Source organism: Pseudonocardia zijingensis (assembly GCF_042657305.1).
In the GTDB taxonomy this organism is placed as follows: domain Bacteria; phylum Actinomycetota; class Actinomycetes; order Mycobacteriales; family Pseudonocardiaceae; genus Pseudonocardia; species Pseudonocardia zijingensis.
This window is the reverse complement of sequence record NZ_JBHSKO010000005.1, coordinates 378,424-394,618: the sequence shown is the minus strand read 5'-3', so window position 1 is coordinate 394,618 and position 16,195 is coordinate 378,424. Positions and strand designations below refer to the sequence as shown.

15 protein-coding genes and 2 pseudogenes are annotated in these 16,195 nt (G+C 73.2%); 10 read left to right on the top strand and 7 right to left on the bottom strand.

What is annotated here, in order from left to right; translation table 11 throughout:
• Window positions 1-6: 6 nt before the first annotated feature.
• Window positions 7-651 (top strand): GntR family transcriptional regulator, encoded by a 645-nt coding sequence (locus ACFPL3_RS14035; RefSeq protein WP_343947206.1) that lies wholly within the window; start codon window positions 7-9, stop codon window positions 649-651.
• Here ACFPL3_RS14035 and ACFPL3_RS14030 read toward each other — a convergent pair.
• On the bottom strand, window positions 623-1,954 hold the full coding sequence (locus ACFPL3_RS14030; protein ID WP_343947205.1) for an MFS transporter: 1,332 nt from the start codon (window positions 1,952-1,954) through the stop codon (window positions 623-625). The genes ACFPL3_RS14035 and ACFPL3_RS14030 overlap by 29 nt on opposite strands.
• A gap of 69 nt (window positions 1,955-2,023) precedes the next feature.
• On the opposite strand from ACFPL3_RS14030, the gene ACFPL3_RS14025 reads away from it, so the two are divergent.
• From ACFPL3_RS14025 to ACFPL3_RS14015, 3 genes are all read left to right on the top strand, one after another.
• The gene (locus ACFPL3_RS14025) at window positions 2,024-2,713 is read left to right on the top strand and encodes a DUF2848 domain-containing protein (RefSeq protein WP_343947216.1); all 690 of its coding nucleotides are present in this window, start codon (window positions 2,024-2,026) and stop codon (window positions 2,711-2,713) included.
• A gap of 160 nt (window positions 2,714-2,873) precedes the next feature.
• The gene (locus ACFPL3_RS14020; protein ID WP_343947204.1) at window positions 2,874-3,938 is read left to right on the top strand and encodes a 3-deoxy-7-phosphoheptulonate synthase; all 1,065 of its coding nucleotides are present in this window, start codon (window positions 2,874-2,876) and stop codon (window positions 3,936-3,938) included.
• Window positions 3,939-4,237: 299 nt separating this feature from the next.
• Complete coding sequence (locus tag ACFPL3_RS14015; protein WP_343947203.1) at window positions 4,238-4,381, top strand: hypothetical protein; 144 nt, start codon at window positions 4,238-4,240, stop codon at window positions 4,379-4,381.
• A gap of 3 nt (window positions 4,382-4,384) precedes the next feature.
• On the opposite strand, the gene ACFPL3_RS14010 is transcribed toward ACFPL3_RS14015, so the two are convergent.
• Together ACFPL3_RS14010 and ACFPL3_RS14005 are read right to left on the bottom strand one after the other, a co-directional pair.
• Window positions 4,385-5,611, bottom strand: a complete 1,227-nt coding sequence (locus tag ACFPL3_RS14010; RefSeq protein WP_343947202.1) for an RNA polymerase sigma factor — start codon at window positions 5,609-5,611, stop codon at window positions 4,385-4,387.
• A complete protein-coding gene (locus ACFPL3_RS14005; protein ID WP_343947201.1) occupies window positions 5,608-5,952 on the bottom strand; it encodes a YciI family protein in 345 nt (114 codons plus the stop codon). Before ACFPL3_RS14005 ends, ACFPL3_RS14010 begins: the two co-directional genes overlap by 4 nt.
• 104 nt (window positions 5,953-6,056) lie before the next feature.
• Here ACFPL3_RS14005 and ACFPL3_RS14000 point away from each other — a divergent pair, with 104 nt between their 5' ends.
• On the top strand, window positions 6,057-6,329 hold the full coding sequence (locus ACFPL3_RS14000) for an ArsR/SmtB family transcription factor (protein ID WP_343947200.1): 273 nt from the start codon (window positions 6,057-6,059) through the stop codon (window positions 6,327-6,329).
• A 10-nt stretch (window positions 6,330-6,339) separates the two neighbouring features.
• On the top strand, window positions 6,340-6,732 hold the full coding sequence (locus tag ACFPL3_RS13995) for a VOC family protein (protein ID WP_343947199.1): 393 nt from the start codon (window positions 6,340-6,342) through the stop codon (window positions 6,730-6,732).
• A gap of 65 nt (window positions 6,733-6,797) precedes the next feature.
• Here the strand turns inward: ACFPL3_RS13995 and ACFPL3_RS13990 are convergent, their stop codons facing one another.
• Window positions 6,798-7,409 carry a class I SAM-dependent DNA methyltransferase gene (locus ACFPL3_RS13990; protein WP_343947198.1) on the bottom strand — a complete coding sequence of 204 codons (612 nt, stop codon included), beginning with the start codon at window positions 7,407-7,409 and terminating at the stop codon, window positions 6,798-6,800.
• A 187-nt stretch (window positions 7,410-7,596) separates the two neighbouring features.
• On the opposite strand from ACFPL3_RS13990, the gene ACFPL3_RS13985 reads away from it, so the two are divergent.
• The 3 genes from ACFPL3_RS13985 (at window position 7,597) to ACFPL3_RS13975 (ending at window position 12,018) form a co-directional block, all read left to right on the top strand.
• The gene (locus tag ACFPL3_RS13985; protein ID WP_343947197.1) at window positions 7,597-8,652 is read left to right on the top strand and encodes a hypothetical protein; all 1,056 of its coding nucleotides are present in this window, start codon (window positions 7,597-7,599) and stop codon (window positions 8,650-8,652) included.
• Between the two features lie 76 nt (window positions 8,653-8,728).
• Complete coding sequence (locus ACFPL3_RS13980) at window positions 8,729-10,534, top strand: dynamin family protein (RefSeq protein ID WP_343947196.1); 1,806 nt, start codon at window positions 8,729-8,731, stop codon at window positions 10,532-10,534.
• Complete coding sequence (locus ACFPL3_RS13975) at window positions 10,531-12,018, top strand: dynamin family protein (protein ID WP_343947195.1); 1,488 nt, start codon at window positions 10,531-10,533, stop codon at window positions 12,016-12,018. Before ACFPL3_RS13980 ends, ACFPL3_RS13975 begins: the two co-directional genes overlap by 4 nt.
• 18 nt (window positions 12,019-12,036) lie before the next feature.
• Here the strand turns inward: ACFPL3_RS13975 and ACFPL3_RS13970 are convergent, their stop codons facing one another.
• On the bottom strand, window positions 12,037-12,402 hold the full coding sequence (locus ACFPL3_RS13970; RefSeq protein ID WP_343947194.1) for a hypothetical protein: 366 nt from the start codon (window positions 12,400-12,402) through the stop codon (window positions 12,037-12,039).
• A 597-nt stretch (window positions 12,403-12,999) separates the two neighbouring features.
• A pseudogene (locus tag ACFPL3_RS13965) lies at window positions 13,000-13,143 on the bottom strand (AMP-binding enzyme); the annotation flags it as partial.
• Between the two features lie 215 nt (window positions 13,144-13,358).
• Here ACFPL3_RS13965 and ACFPL3_RS13960 point away from each other — a divergent pair.
• Window positions 13,359-13,551: pseudogene (locus tag ACFPL3_RS13960) on the top strand (IS982 family transposase); the annotation flags it as partial.
• Between the two features lie 20 nt (window positions 13,552-13,571).
• Here the strand turns inward: ACFPL3_RS13960 and ACFPL3_RS13955 are convergent.
• Window positions 13,572-16,151 (bottom strand): helix-turn-helix transcriptional regulator, encoded by a 2,580-nt coding sequence (locus tag ACFPL3_RS13955; protein ID WP_379589062.1) that lies wholly within the window; start codon window positions 16,149-16,151, stop codon window positions 13,572-13,574.
• Between the last annotated feature and the right edge of the window lie 44 nt (window positions 16,152-16,195).

Sequence of the window (16,195 nt, the reverse complement as noted above, 5' to 3'; positions counted from 1 at the left end):
TATTGCATGCAGAAGGCGCAGATCTCCGGTCGTGAACGCGCCTACCGCCATCTGCGCGAGACGGTGCTGGTCGATCCTGCCGTGCAAGGAACCTTCCTCAACGAGGTCGACCTCGCCCAGGACATCGGCGTGTCCCGCACCCCCGTGCGGGAGGCACTGCTCCTGCTCGTCTCCGAGGGCCTGGTCGAGATGGTGCCCAAGCGGGGAGCGTACGTCCCTCCGCTGTCCGGGCGGCAGATCCGTGAGCTGATGGAGTTGCGCGAGCTCCTCGAACGGCACTCGGCGTCCGTCACGCTCGCCCAGGGCACGGTCCCCCTCGATGCGATGCGCGCCGCGCTCGCCGAGCAGGAGCGGCTGCTTGCCGCCGGACCGTGCGACGCGCAGGACTTCATCGAGTGGGACCGCCAGTTCCACCAGTCCCTGGTCGACGCGGCCGGCAACGAATTGATCGCCCGCACCTACGCCGGCCTGCGCACGCGGCAGGTGCGCGTGGGCGTCGCGGCTTTGTTCCGGGCGGCCGACCGGCAGCGGTCGGTCTGCGTGGAACACGGCCGCATCGTCGACGCGCTGGACAGCGGTGACGAGGCGGCCGCGCACGAGGCGATCTCCGAGCACCTGCGGATCACGCTGCAGCTCTTCCTCCAAGCGTGAGCAGGTACTCCTCGTCCTCCGCCGGGTCCGGGTTCCGGCCCAGTGCGAGGCCGGCGAGCGTGCACAGCGACGCCACCAGCACGTAGAGGGCGACGGGCACCCAGGTGCCCCACGCGCTGAGCAGCGCGGTGAAGGCGAGCGGCGCGATCGCGCCGCCGAACACGCCCGCGATGGTGTACGCGAGCGAGCTGCCGGTGTAGCGCAGCCGGGTGCTGAACTGCTCGGTGACGAAGGCGGCCTGCGGGCCGTACATGAACGAGTGCAGCGCGAGCCCGATGACGACGCCGATGATCAGCAGCACCGTCGAACCGGTCGAGATCGCCGGGAAGAACAGGAACGGCCAGACGGCGGCGCCTGCGGCGGCCACCCCGTACACGGCGCGCCGGTTGACGCGGTCGGACACGGCCCCGGCCAGCGGGATCAGGCCGAGCTGGCAGGCCGAGCCGATGAGGATGGCGGTGAGCACCTGGCCGCGGCTCATCCCCACAACCGTCGTGGCGTAGGTGATCACGAAGACCGTGAACAGCGCGTAGCTCACGTCCGGGCCGATCCGGCTGAGCACGCCGGCCAGGAGGCCGCGGCCCTGGGTGCGGAAGACGTCGCCGATCGGGGCGGCCGGCTGCTCGCCGCGCTCCTGGATGGCGCGGAACACCGGGGTGTCCTCGAGGCGCAGCCGGATCCACAGCCCGAACGCCACGAGCACGGCGGAGAGCAGGAACGCGAGGCGCCAGCCCCAGCCGAGGAACGCCTCGTCCGACAGCACGCCGGACAGCAGCGCCAGCACGCCGTTGGAGAGCAGGTTGCCCGCGGGCGGGCCGATCTGCGCCGCCGACGACCAGAAGCCGCGCTTGCGCGGGTCGCCGAACTCGCTCGACAGGAGCACCGCGCCGCCCCACTCACCGCCGACGCCGACGCCCTGCGCGAACCGCAGCAGCACCAGGATGATCGGTGCGGCCACGCCGATCGTGCCGTAGGTGGGCAGCAGGCCGATCAGGAACGTCGCGGCCCCGATCAGGAGCAGCGTGAGCACCAGCACCTGCTTGCGCCCGATGACGTCGCCGAGCCGCCCGAACACGAACCCGCCGAGCGGGCGCGAGACGTAACCGACGGCGTAGGTCGAGAAGGCCAGCAGGGTGCCGGTCAGCGGATCGGAGTCGGGGAAGAACAGCTGCGGGAAGACCAGCGCGGCGGCCGCCGAGTAGACCGCGAAGTCGTACCACTCCAGCGACGTGCCGGTGAGGCTCGCCGTGAAGGCCTTGGCCAGCGAGCGCCGGTCGATCTCCGGCGTCTTCGGGTCGGGCATGCGGAATCTCCTGTCAGGTGGTGCGTGCCGCCATACTTCATGTATACAACTGGCATGCGCAAGTCCTGGATGACCGAGCTCGCCTTCGACCTGCCCGACGGGACGTCCGTGCCCGTCACCGTCACCCGCCTGCTCAACGCCGGGTACGCCGGGCGCGAACAGGACGAGGTCGCCGCCCACGTCGCCGAGCTCGCCGAGCTGGGTGTCCCGGCTCCGGAAGTCACACCCGCCCTGTACCCGGTGGCGCCCTACCTCGCCGCGCAGGCCGACGGCGTCCCCGTCCAGCACGGCCGCACGTCCGGCGAGGCCGAGTGGGCGCTCGTGGTGGCCGGCCCGCGGCCCGAGGACCTGCTGCTCACCGTGGCGTGCGACCACACCGACCGCGCCCTCGAGGTGCACGGCGTGGCGTGGAGCAAGAACGCCGGCCTCGACGTGCTCGGCAACGGGGCCTGGCGGCTCGCCGACGTCGAGGACCACCTCGACGAGCTCCGCCTCCGCGCCTGGGTCGCCCACGACGGCGGGCCCGAGCAGCTGATCCAGGACTCCACGCTCGCCGCGCTGCTGCCCCCGCGCCACTGGCTCGACGACATCGCCGAGCTGCTCGAACCCGGCACCGTGCTCCTGTCGGGCACGGTGGCGATGCTGCCGGGCGTCGACCAGTTCGGTGACCGCTGGCGCGTGGAGCTCGCCGACCCGGTGACCGGGCAAACCCTCGAACTGGCGTACGCGGTGGAGCGCATGCCGGAACCGATCGGGTAGGGTCGCGCCCGTGCAGCGCTGGTACTACTGGTTTAGCCGACCGGCCCGGGAGGGGTCGGCGGGCGAACCGCTGCGCTGACCCCCCACCCCGAGCCGGATCCCGAGCCGGCTCGGCGGGTACCTCCTCGGGCGCGGCTCGCCTGACGCAGAGAGCGCCCTCATGACACTCAGCACCGCCGTCCCCGCGCTGGACGAGCACCGCACCACCCGGATCAGCCCGCTGCTGTCCCCGTCCCTGCTGCGCCACGAGCTCCCCGTCGACGCGGCGGTGGCGGACACCGTCACGAGATCGAGAGCAGAGGTCGTCGACATCCTCGACGGCCGCGACGACCGGCTCGTGGTCGTCGTCGGGCCGTGCTCCATCCACGACCCCGACGCCGCGATGGACTACGCCACTCGCCTGGCGGAGCACACCGAGCGCGTGTCCGGCGAGCTGCGGATCGTCATGCGCGCCTACTTCGAGAAGCCGCGCTCGACCGTGGGCTGGAAGGGTCTGATCAACGACCCCGGCCTGGACGGCACGTACGACGTCAACACCGGCCTGCGCACGGCGCGCCGCCTGCTCCTGGACGTGTCGGCGCTCGGCCTGCCGGTCGGCTGCGAATTCCTCGACCCGATCACCCCGCAGTTCCTCGCCGACGTCGTGAGCTGGGGAGCCATCGGCGCCCGCACGGCCGCGAGCCAGGTGCACCGCCAGCTCTGCAGCGCCCTGTCGATGCCGGTCGGGATCAAGAACCCGACCGACGGCGATGTGCAGGTCGCGATCGACGGCGTCCGCGCGGCCGGGGCGAGCCACGTGTTCATGGGGATCAACCCGGACGGCCTCGCCGCCCTGATCACCACCACCGGCAACCCGGACTGCCACGTCATCCTCCGCGGCAGCACCAGCGGCCCCAACCACGACGCCGCGTCCGTGGCCGCCACCCTGGAGCGGCTGCGCGGCAACGACCTCCCGGCTCGGGTCGTCGTCGACGCCAGCCACGGCAACAGCGGCAAGGACCACGTCCGGCAGGCCGCCGTGGTGCACGAGCTCGCCGAGCGCATCGGCGCGGGCGAGGACGGCATCGCGGGCGTGATGATGGAGAGCTTCCTCGTGGCGGGTCGTCAGGACCTCGGCCCGTCGATGACCCGGGGTCAGAGCATCACCGACGCGTGCATGGACTGGGACACCACCGCCGGGCTCCTCGACGAGCTCGCGGCGGCCGTGGCGGCGCGGCGGGGCTGACGCGACCCGCGTCCCACCGTTTGCAGGACTCGGCCCACCGTTCGCGGAACTCGCCCCTTCGGTCGCGGGACTCGCCGCATCGGGGCCAACTGCCCCCGCGAGTCTCGCGTTTCGTCGGGCGAGTCCCGCGTTCTGTTGGGCGAGTTCCGCGGCGTGTACCCACCCGAGACCCACGTCACTGAAACAGCAACTTCTCCCCGTACGAACTTGCAGGCGGCACCCAGGCGGGCCGCACGCAGCGCACCGCACGGCACTCCGAGGCGCGCATCGAGAGCCGCAAGGGCGACAGCAACTTCGTCGTGTGGTTGATCAGCGGCGCCGGCGGTTACCGGCCGGACCTCGCGGTCAACACGATCGGCGGCCACTCCGGCACCGTCCGGGTGGAGACGCCGGCCGTGGCGACCGTGACCTCGGACGGCGAGTGGTCGATCACGCCCGAGTGATCGTCACCCCTCCACCTCCGCCAGGCGACGGGTGAGGAAGCGGCGCTCGGCGTCCGACTCCGTCATCGCCAGGGCCTTGCGGTACTCCTCGGCCGCCGCCTCCCGGCGGCCCTGGCGGCGGAGCAGGTCGGCCCGGGTGGCGGGCACCATCCGGTAGCCGGCCAGCTCGTCGCCCAGCTCGTCGACGAGGGCGAGGCCGGCTGCGGGCCCGTCGGCCATCGCGACGGCGACGGCGCGGTTGAGCCGCACCACCGGCGAGGGCGTGAGCCGGGCGAGCGTGCCGTAGAGGGCGGCGATCTGGCGCCAGTCGGTGTCGGAGGCGTGAGCGGCACTGGCGTGGCAGGCGGCGATGGCGGCCTGCACCTGGTACGTGCCGGGCTCCCGGCGGCGCAGGGCGGCGTCGAGGAGCGCGAGGCCCTCGGCGATCTCGTCCCGGTTCCACGCGCCGCGATCCTGGTCCTCGAGCGCGACGGGGTCGCCGTCGGCGTCGAGCCGGGCCGCCCGCCTGGAGTGCTGCAGGAGCAGCAGGGCCGTCAGGCCGAGCACCTCGGGGTCGTCGGGCATGAGCGTGGCGAGGACGCGCGCGAGGCGGATCGCCTCCTCGCAGAGGTCGTGCCGCACGAGGTCGGGCCCGGTGGCGGCCGAGTAGCCCTCGTTGAACAGCAGGTACACGACCCCGAACACGCCCACGAGCCGATCGGGGAGCAGGTGGTCCGGCGGCACCCGGTACGGGATGCCCGCCTGCCGGATCTTGCGCTTCGCCCGCACGAGCCGCTGGGCCATCGTCGCCTCCGGCACCAGGAACGCCCGCGCGATCTCGGGCGTGGTCAGCCCGGTGAGCGTGCGCAGCGTCAGCGCCACGCGGCCGTCGAGGGGCAGCGCGGGGTGGCAGCAGGTGAAGATCAGCCGCAGCCGGTCGTCCGGCACGGTGCTCTCGTCGCCGTCGTCCGCGGGTCCGACCGGCATCGCCACCACCTCCCTCAGCCTCGCCGATTCGATCTTGCTGCGCTTGAGCCGGTTGAGCGCCGCGTTGCGGGCGGTGGTCGTGAGCCACGCGCCCGGGTTGCGCGGGACGCCGTCGCGCGGCCAGCGGGCCAGCGCCTGCGCGACGGCGTCCTGCGCGCACTCCTCGGCGAGGTCCCAGTCGCCGGTCATCCGGATGAGGGTGGCGACGACCCGGCCCCACTCGTCGCGGAACGCCTCGGCGACCGCGGCCTCGACCTCCGTCATGCCTGGTCGAGCGGCCACACCGGACGGATCTCCAGCACGCCCTGCCGGGCGTGCGGGTGCTTGGACGCCACCTCGATGGCCTCGTCGAGGTCGGCGCACTCCAGCAGGTCGAAGCCGTACATCTGCTCCTTGGTCTCGGCGAACGGACCGTCGGAGATCAGCACCTCGCCGCCGCGGACGCGGACGGTGGTGCTGTCGGCCTGGGGCCGCAGCCGGTCGCCCACCAGCCGCACGCCGCGACCGTCCATCTCGGCCACCCAGTCCTCGATCGTGTAGTCGCTCCGGTCCTCCGGGGCCACCTCGTCGCCGTCGTAGCCGCAGATCAGAAGCATGTACTGCATCTCGGGTCCCTCCTCGTTCTCGGTCGGTCATCCCGACGACAACCGGGACCGCCCGAAATCGACACCAGCTTGACAGGCAAGTCTCCACTTGCCTATAAAGGGCCGTGTCCGAAGCGCTCTTCAAGGCCCTCGCCGACGCGACGCGGCGCGCGATCCTCGACGAGCTCACCGACCGCAACGACCAGACCCTGTTCGAGATCTGCACGCGCCTGGCGATGAAGCACGGGCTCGGCTCCTCGCGACAGGCGATCTCGCAGCACCTCGCTGTGCTCGAGGAGGCCGGGCTGGTCACCACGCGGCGCGAGGGCCGCTACAAGTACCACCACCTCGACACCACCCCGCTGCGCTCGATCGTCGAGCGCTGGCCGACCGAATAGTGGAGCAACGATGCTGACGATCAACGTCACCGCGGTCTACGTCGACGACCAGGCGAAGGCGCTCGCCTTCTACACCGACGTGCTCGGGTTCGTGAAGAAGACCGACGTGCCCGCCGGTGGCGCCCGCTGGCTCACCGTCGTGTCCCCCGCCCACCCGGACGGCGTCGAGCTCCTCCTCGAGCCCACCGGTCACCCGGCGGCCAAGGTGTACAAGGAGGCGCTCGTCGCGGACGGCATCCCGTTCACCTCGTTCGCGGTGGAGGACGTGCAGGCCGAGTACGAGCGCCTGAGCGCCGCGGGTGTGGAGTTCACGCAGAAGCCGACGGACCTGGGGCCGGTCGTCACGGCCGTCTTCGACGACACCTGCGGGAACCTCATCCAGATCGCCGCCGAGAAGGGCTGATCGATCAAGGGAAGATGGTCGCTCACGGAGATCATCAGGCAACCATTTCCCCTTGATCGCGGGGTTCATCGGCTGGGCGTCCGCACCACCGCGTACTGGTAGTGCAGGTCGTGCGTGCCCTCCCACGTCTCCCACCGCTCGATCTCCCCGTGGGCCGCGAGGGCGGCGCGCACCTCGTCGTCAGTGCGGAAGCGGAAGTAGCGCGGCCCGTGGTCCTCGACGGACCGGCCGCCACCCCACAGCCCGACCGCGAGGGGCGAGCCCGGGCGCAGCACGCGCACGGTCTCGGCGAGCGCGGCGGGCAGGTCCTCGTCGGCAACGTGCAGCAGGGTGCTCATGGTCCAGCCCGCGTCGAAAGCGGCGTCGACGAAGGGGAGGTCGAGCACCGACGCCACGTGCGCGTCGAGGCCCGCGGCCCGGCAGGTGGCGACGCTCGCCGGTGCGAGGTCGACGCCGGTGTAGTCGAGCCCTGACGCGGCGAACGCGACACCGTCGCGGCCCGGTCCGGCGCCGACCTCGAGCACCGTCCGGCGCCTCTCGGACCGCAACTGCTCGACGAACGCGCCGCGCCGCGCCACCCGCTCGGCGGGCAGTTCCCGGCGGAGCCGCTCGGCCACCTCGTCGTCGTAGTAGGCGACGAGGGCGCCCTCCCGCTCGGTCCGGCCGGTGTCGGTCACGCCCGCAGCGTGCCACGCGCGGCCTCGGTGGATCCCCCAATCCCTCATCCCCCAACGGTCGCCCCACCCCACAACCGCTGCGGCCGGGCGCTCGCTCGATCCCCGATGTCCAGGGGGTCGCCGCCTCCTAGCTTTTTCCTCAGATCGCCGGAGTGCGAATCGGAAACCGATCTAGGAGACGATCAGGATGACCTCGATCACCAATGTTGCGGATCTGCTCGAGGCGCTGCGCCAGTGGCTGCTCGCGAACCCGAACGGGAACCTGCAGGACTTCGCGGAGGAACACGACACCACGCCGCAGGAGCTGGCGGAGGCGTGGAACAACCACTTCGTGCAGGCCGACTTCAGCCGCCACTACGACCTGGACACCGCGCAGTCCGGCTCGCAGGGCGCCACGCAGGCCGCCACGCAGGCCGCCGCGACCTCGGCCCCGGTGTACGTGCCCTCGGAGCCGCCGCCCTACGACGCGAGCCCGCAGGAATACGTGCAGTACCTCACGCAGGAAGTGAACAACTACCAGAACTTCACGACGATCAACAACATCGAGGACAAGTCGATCAACCAGGTGATCGACACCGGTGGTGGCGATTTCAACCAGGAGATCGACAACAGCGAGCAGACCGTCGGCGAGGGCGGCGTTCTCATCGACGACAGCGACCTGGACGACGTGAACGTCAACACCGGTGACGTCGGCGAGGGCGGCGTGCTGCAGCAGGGCGACGACAACCAGGCCGCCACGGGCGACGAGAACGTGCTGCAGGACGGCGACAACAACGTCGGCAACACCGGCGACCTCACGGCCACCGACGGCAGCGCCGTCAGCGTCGGTGGCGACGCCACCACGATCGGCAGCGGCAACGACAACTTCGGCAGCGGCCAGCAGGCCACCAACGTCGCGGTCGGTGACGGCAACAAGCAGGCCAACCAGCAGCAGGACAACGACACCGACATCGACGTGGACGACGTCCGCGGTGGGGACGCGAGCGCCGACGGCGGAGACGGCGGCACGGGTGGCGCGGCCACCGGTGGCGCGGGCGGTGCCGGTGGCGCAGGCGGCGACGGCGGCCTCGACGACTTCCCGTTCGACGGCGGCGACGGCGGCGACGGCGGCGACGGTGGTGCCGGTGGCGCAGGCGGTGCGGCGACCGGTGGCAGCGCAGACGGCGGTGCCGGTGGCACGGCCGACGGTGGCGACGCGGACGTCGACATCGACGTGGACAACGAGCAGAACATCGATTTCTGACGCATGACCCAGGCCGGCTCGGCACCCGCGGGTGCCGGGTCGGCCCTGCGTCGTGGCACGTCGATCAGGGGGAAACATGGCGGTGGCCGCTGCGATCGAGCTCGTCGATGTCGCCCGCAAGGCGACGCAGGCCTACGGACGCCCGGACCTCACGGCGAAGCTGGCCCGCACCCGGGAACGGCTGACCGACGCGGCGGTGCGGGTGCTCGTGGTCGGGGAGTTCAAGCAGGGCAAGAGCCTGCTGGTCAACTCGCTCGTGTCGGCGTCGGTGTGCCCGGTGGACGACGACGTCGCCACCTCGGTGCCCACGATGGTGCGGCACTCCGCCGAGCCGACGGCGGCGCTGGTGCGCGAACCGGCCGACGGGGGTGAGGTGGAGCGGACCGCGATCCCGATCGCGCAGCTCGCCCGGCACGTCTCCGAGGCGGGCAACCCGGGCAACCAGGAGCGGATCTCGTACGCGGAGGTGGGCCTGCCCCGCGCGCTGCTCGCGGGCGGGCTGGTGCTCGTGGACACGCCGGGCGTGGGCGGGCTCGGTTCCGCGCACGGCGCCGCCACGATGGCCGCGATCGCGGGGGCCGACGCGGTGGTGCTGGTGTCGGACGCCGCGCAGGAGTACACGAAGCCGGAGCTGGACTTCCTGGCGACGGCGATGCAGGTGTGCCCGAACGTCGTCGCGGTGCTCACGAAGACCGACCTGTACCCGGCGTGGCGGCGCATCGCCGACCTCGACCGCGCACACCTCGCCGCGGCCGGCGTGGAGGCCGAGCTCATCCCGGTCTCGTCGACGGTGCGCCAGCTGGCGCTGCGGACGAAGAGCAAGGCGCTCAACGCGGAGTCGGGCTACCCGGTGCTCGTGGAGTACCTGCGGGACAAGGTGCTCGGCCAGGCCGAGCAGCTGGCGCGCCGGTCCACAGGGCACGACATCTTCGCGGTCTGCGAGCAGCTGTCCACGACGATGCGCGCAGAGCTCGCCGCGCAGGAGAACCCGGAGAAGGCCCACGAGCTGGTCGCACAGCTGGAGAAGGCGCGGGGTGCGGCGACGCGGCTCAAGGAGCGCACGGCGCGCTGGCAGGTCACCCTGAACGACGCGGTCGCGGACCTGTCCGCCGACGTCGACCACGATCTGCGCGACCGGCTGCGGAAGGTGCTGCGGGAGGCCGAGACCCTCGTCGACGACGCCGACCCGGCCGACGTGTGGGACCAGCTCGCCAAGTGGGTGCAGCACCAGGTCACCTGCGCTGCCTCGGCCAACTTCGTGTGGGCGAGCGAGCGCGCGGCCGCGCTCGCCCGGCGGGTGGCCTCGCTGTTCGCCGAGGACGGGCAGGTCGCGCTGCCGGAGCTGCCGATGGCCGAGACCGGGCCCGGGCCGCGGGTGGCGGCGCTCGAGCGTCCCGACCTCGCCCGGCCGGGGCTTGGCGAGAAAGCGCTGAGCGGATTGCGTGGCGGCTACGGGGGCGGGCTGATGTTCTTCATGCCGCTCAGCCTCATCCCGGGGCTCGCGATCGCCGCCCCGTTCGCGGCCATCGGCGGGGCGCTGCTGCTGGGCACGAAGCAGGTCCGCGACGAGAAGCAGCGGGCCCTGCAGCGGCGCAAGTCCGAGGCGAAGATGCTGGTGCGCAAGCACATCGACGAGGTGCAGTTCCAGGTGGGCAAGGACTCCCGGGACATGCTGCGGTGCACCCACCGCACGCTGCGCGACCACTTCACGGCGCTCGCCGAGGAGATGCAGACGTCGATGGTGGAGTCGGTGGCCGCGGCGCAGAGCGCGGTGAAATCGACGCAGGCCGAACGCGGCACCCGGATCGGCGACCTCAAGGCCGAGCTCGACCGGGTGGCCCACCTCGCCGACCGGGCCCGCACACTGGTGGAGGGGTCGTGACGGCGACGGCGAACGGCTCCCCCGCGCTGCGCGAGTCGGTCCGCGCGGTGCTGCGGCAGGCCGTCGAGACCTACCGGGACAGCCCGAACGCGCTGCGCTGGCTGCGCCACCACCTCGACCGCTACGACGAGCCGCTGCGCCTCGCGATCGCGGGCAAGGTGAAGGCGGGCAAGTCGACGCTGCTCAACGCGCTGGTCGGGGAGGAGATCGCCCCGACCGACGCGGGTGAGTGCACGCGGGTGGTCACCTGGTACCAGGACGGGCACGCCCCAGCCGTGATGCTCTACCCGCGCGGGGGACGGCCGGAGCCGCTGCGGATCGCCCGCGACAACGGCGCCCTGCGGATCGACATGGGCGTGCCCGCGGAGACGGTGGACCGGCTGGAGGTCACCTGGCCCTCGGCGAGCCTGCGGACCACCACGCTCATCGACACCCCGGGCATCGCATCCCTCTCGCTGGACGTCTCGGCGCGCAGCGAGCGGTTCCTCGCCCCGGAGGACGCGCCGACCGCCGCCGACGCCGTGCTGTACCTGATGCGCCACCTGCACTCGGCCGACATGCGGTTCCTGGAGTCGTTCCACGACCAGGGCGTGGCCCGGGCCGCGCCGGTCAACACGGTCGCGGTGCTGTCGCGGGCCGACGAGGTCGGCGTCGGCCGGGTGGACGCCCTGCGGTCGGCCCGCCTGATCGCGGCGCGCTACCGGGCCGACGAGACGCTGCGGTCGTTCTGCCAGACGGTGGTGCCGGTCGCGGGCCTGCTCGCCGTGACCGGGCGGACGATGCGCCAGGACGAGTTCACCGCGCTCACGAAGCTGGCCGCCCTGCCTCCCGAGAAGCTGGACGCGCTGCTGCTCACCGTCGACCGCTTCGTGAGTGCCGACGAGGACGCGGTGACCGAGCCGTCGGCGGCCGTCCGCGCGGCCCTGCTCGAACGGTTCGGGATGTTCGGGCTCCGGCTGGCCACCTCGCTGCTGCGGCAGGGCGTCGGCGACGCCACGGCGCTCGCCAAGGAGCTCGTGCAGCGCAGCGGGCTCGTCGAGCTGCGCGAGGTGCTGGCCAGCCAGTTCACCCAGCGCCGCGACGTGCTCAAGGCGCGCTCCGCGCTCATCGCGCTCGACCTGGTGCTGCGCCGGGAACCGCGGCCCGCCGCGGCCCGGCTGGCCGTGGAGGTCGAGCGGATCCTCTCGGGCGCGCACGAGTTCGCCGAGCTGCGGCTGCTGTCGGACCTGCGGGGCCGAGTCCTGAAGCCGCCGAAGGAGCAGGCGGCGGAGGCGGAGCGGCTGATCGGCGGGGAGGGCTCCGCCCCCCACCAGCGGCTCGGCCTGCCCGCGGACGCCGACCGGGACGCGCTGCGCGCCGCGGCACTGGCGCACCTGACGGCGTGGCGGCGGCGCGCGGAGAGCCCGCTGACGAGCCGGGCGATGGCCAACGCCGCCCGCGTGGTGGTGCGCAGCTGCGAGGGGATCCTGGCCGGGCTGGGCTAGCCGCGGCCGGGACCCGGGTCACCCCCCGGTGCCCGGCTCCCGGCCGCCGTCCCCGGCCCGGGCGCACTTCTCACGCGCGGACTCCATGTCCGGGTCGTCGCCGTAGTACAGGATGTGGCCGTTGGCGTCCGGGTCCGGGAAGTCCTCCACCCCGTTCTCGCGCATGCAGCGGGCCGCCTCGCGGCGCACCTCCAGCAGCTCTTCCAGTTCAGCGGGACTGGGAGGGGGTCCCGTGGGACCGGTTCGATCGCCGACGTCACCGGTCTCACCGGTCGCGTTCGAATCCGAGTTGCCCGCGGGGGCGGGCGCCGCGCCGCCCGTCTCGGCGGGTGCGTTCGAACAGCCGGTACCGATCAGGGCGACGAGGGCGACGGCGGCCAACACCCGCGCTCCTGTTCGTGCCCGTCCGCAGTAGGTCATGCCTCCAGCCAAGGCGGCGCGGTGTTGCCAGGACGTATCCGGATATCGATACGCCGGCGATATGCCCCGTCTCGTAGCGCCCGCCCGGGAGCATGATCGAGTTCGGACCAGGGCGTGTCTGGTGGATCGTGGTCGATGGGCTTCGGGATCCGGATCGTCCCTGGCAAGGCGGAGGCGCGAGCCGTTGTACCGGCGTACCCGGTCGCGCCGACAACGCAGCCAGGGGTGATCCGGGCCCGAAGACCGCGATCATGATCTGCCGGACGCGCCCTGGAAGTAGGTCCTGACGGCGGGGTGGCCGTAGACGTGACAGGAGGGTGTTCACGATCAGTTTGTGAGGACCGGGTCGTCCGTGGCGACGAGCTGGCCCCACGCGCGCTGATCGATCTGAGATCTGGGTGATCGCCCTCAGGAGGGCGTTCCCAGGCATCTCGCAGCGATCAACGCCGGTGATCCATCCGAGATGTTGCGGAACGTCCTGGGGAGGGCGCTGAGGCGTACCTCGGAACGATCACCGCTCGCCATCGCTCGACGGGCACGGTCGCGAGCACCGTCCGGGGTTCACTGCCGGGCGCGCAGCTCCCGCCGCAGCAGCTTCCCGGTGACGGTCCTCGGGATCTCGTCCAGGAACTCCACCTGCCGCGGGTACTTGTACGCCGCCATCCGCTCCTTGCAGAACGCGATCAGTTCGGCCTCGTCGGCGCTGCGGCGGACTGCGCATGCACCTGGTCTGCACCCCGGCCGGGCTGCCCACCACCTGGACCCCACCCTCACCGCCGACCGGCCCGGGCCGACGATCATCGCCGACAAGGGTGACGTCTCGCCGAGCTGGACCACTACCTGGCCGAGCGCGGGGTGAAGCTGCTCCGCCCCTCCTACCGCAACCGCCGCTACGCCCCGGCGAACAGCTACTCAAACCGATCCGCCAGCTCATCGAGTCGGTCAACGACACCCTCAAAGGCCAGCTCGACCTCGAACTCCACGGCGCACGCAGCATCGACGGTGTCGGCGCCCGTTGAGGCTCAGCGCCTGCTCGCCCTGACCGCGGCGATCTGGCACAACCGCGCCACCGGCCAGCCCTTCACCCGATTTCTGATCGCCTACGACCACTGATCGAGTTCGGACTTGCTCGTCTAGGGCTGCTTCTCCCCCACCAGCATGCGGAGGTGGGCGAAGAGCTCACCCCGGCTGCCGGAGCCCAGCCGCTGGCGCATGCGGGCCACGTGGTTCTCCACGGTCTTGGCGGAGATGAACAGCTGCTCGCCGATCTGCTTGTACGTGAGGCCGGACAGGACGAGCTCGGCCACCTCGCGCTCCCGGCCGCTGATCGCCCCGCCCGGGCTCTCGGTGGCCTGCTCGGGCACCTTGACGCGGCGCACCGGCTGCGCGCGGCCGGCGTCGCCGGTCGTGGCGGGCGGCTGCTCGGTGCCCGCCTGCAGGGCCCGGGCGCAGCCGAGCAGCGCGTTCATGCTCTTGCGGTCGCGGCAGCGGATCGCCGCCTGGCTGGCCAGTCGCCCGCCCTCCCAGCTGAGCCCTGCGGCGTGCAGCCCGCGGGCCGCGGCCTCCACCGCGTCGGCGTCGACGTCGCCCGCGAGGCTGCGCAGCCACTCGCGGCCCGCCGCCGCCACGGCCCCGGCGTAGCGGCCCGCGCCCGCCATGGCGTCCAGCGCGGCCGCGTGCCGTTGCGCCTCCGCGCCCGCGCCGGAGCCGATCGCGGCCTGCAGGCCCGACCAGTGCAGCGCCACCGCCCACAGCGGTGGGTTGCCGAGGCGGTCGAGCAGCGCCTCGGCCTCGTCGAGGTAGGGCTGCACCCACCCCTGCTCGTTGAGCCGGGCGGCGCCGACCACGAGCTCCCCGAGCGGCTGCAGCGAGTACAGGTCGACCGGGTGCCGCACGATCGCCTCCCGGGCCCGCTGCCAGCCGGCGAGGAGCCCCGCGAGGTCGCCCGCCCGGCGCGCGAGGCCCACCTCGAGCGCGGCGGCGAGCAGCTCGTCCCGCGGCTCGAACCGGCCCCCGTCCGACGCCGACTGCAGCAGCGCCCGCGCCTGCGCGCCGGCTCCCCGGTGCATGGCGACCAGGGCCTGCACGAGCAGGTGGCGGGCCGCGGCGGCGCGCCCGCCCAGCTCCGCGGCGACGGCTTGCGCGAGTACCGACCGGGCGACGTCCAGCTCGCCGCAGTGGATCGCGACGAGGGCGGCCAGCGCGGCGGGGGTGTCCGGGAGCAACGTGGCCCGGCCGGACGGCTGCAGCAGCGCCGCTGCCCGGGTGAGCTGCGAGAGCGCGGTGGTGGGGCTGCCGGTGACGGTGTCGTGGATGCCGCGGGCGAGCAGCGCCTCCGCGCCGGCGAGCAGAGTGGGAGCCTGACCTGCGCCGTTCGGGGACGTCCCGAGCACGGCCCGGGCCTCGTCGATCGCGCCCGTTCCGACGAGCGCGGGCACCGCGAGCAGCGACGGGCCGGCGAACGGCTGCGCGGCGAGCCAGCGGTACAGCTCGGCGCTGCGGCTGAGCAGCCCGCGGTGGGCGAGGACGGCGGCGGCCACCGCCACCGCGCGTTCCACCGCGTCGCCGTCGACCGCGGCCGGTTCGGCGAGCACCTGGTCGGCCCGCAGCAACGCCGTGTCCAGGTCGCCCGCGAGGAGCGCCGCCTCGGCCCGCCGCGCCGCCAGCGGGAGCGGTGGCGCCCCGGCCCCCACCGCGGCGTCGAACAGGTCGCCCGCCACGGGCAGGCACTCGCGCAACGCCTCGTCACCCGCGCGTTCGAAGGCGGCCGCCACCCGGGTGCCGGTGGCGCCGCTGCCGAGCAGTCCGCGCGCGGCCACGAGCACGCTGCCGCCCGCGTCGAGCTGGATCTCCGCCAACCGGCGCTGGAGCACCTGGCGGTGGGCGGCCGGGATCGTGCGCAGCAGCGCATGGCGCACCAACGGCACGAGGCCACCGTCGGGGGTCATCAGCCCGGTGGCGGCGGCCTGCTCCAGCAGCTCACCCACCTCGTCGGGAGCCACACCGAGCAGCGCGCCGAGCACGTCCGGGTCGAGCGGGGCGCCCACGCCGCGGCCCAGCAGGAGCTCGCGCACCCCGTCCGGCTGCGCGTCGATCTCGTACCCCAGCTGCCGCACGACCGCCGCGGGCGGCTCACCGCCGGACGATCGTTCGTCGCGCAGCGCCGCCGCCAGCCGGTCGACGAGCACGGGCGATCCGCCGGTCTGCTCGAACACCAGGTCCACCAGCTCGGGGCCGGCCCGCTCCCCCACCAGCAGGTTCACCCGCGCGGCCACCCCCGGGCGGTCCAGCGGCCCGAGCACGACCGGGCCGCGACCCGCTCCGAAGGCGCTGATGAGCGCGCCGAGGCCACCGCCGCGCGGCCACGGCCGGTGGGCGAGCACCACCCGCGCCCCGGGCTGCGCCGCCCGGTCCCGCAGGCGGGAGAGCGCCGCCTCGTCGAGCTCGTGGGCGTCGTCGACGATCAGGACGACGGTCGGGTCGACCGGCTCGTCCGGCCCGGGAACCTCCCTGCGGACGTCGTCACCGGCGGCGGTGTGGAGCGCGGCCAGCGCGTCGAGCAGCACGCTCTTGCCGCTGCCACCCGGCCCGACCACAGCCACCCGGCGAGGCGCGGCGGGATCGGCGGCGACCTCCCGGTAGAGCCTGCGAGCGACGGGCGCACCGGCGAGCGCGCTGTCGGAGGCAGCGCTCCCGGCCTGCACCGCGGTCACGGTCCGGCCTCTCGTCTGCACCGCGGCGAGCCCCTCCCGATGTG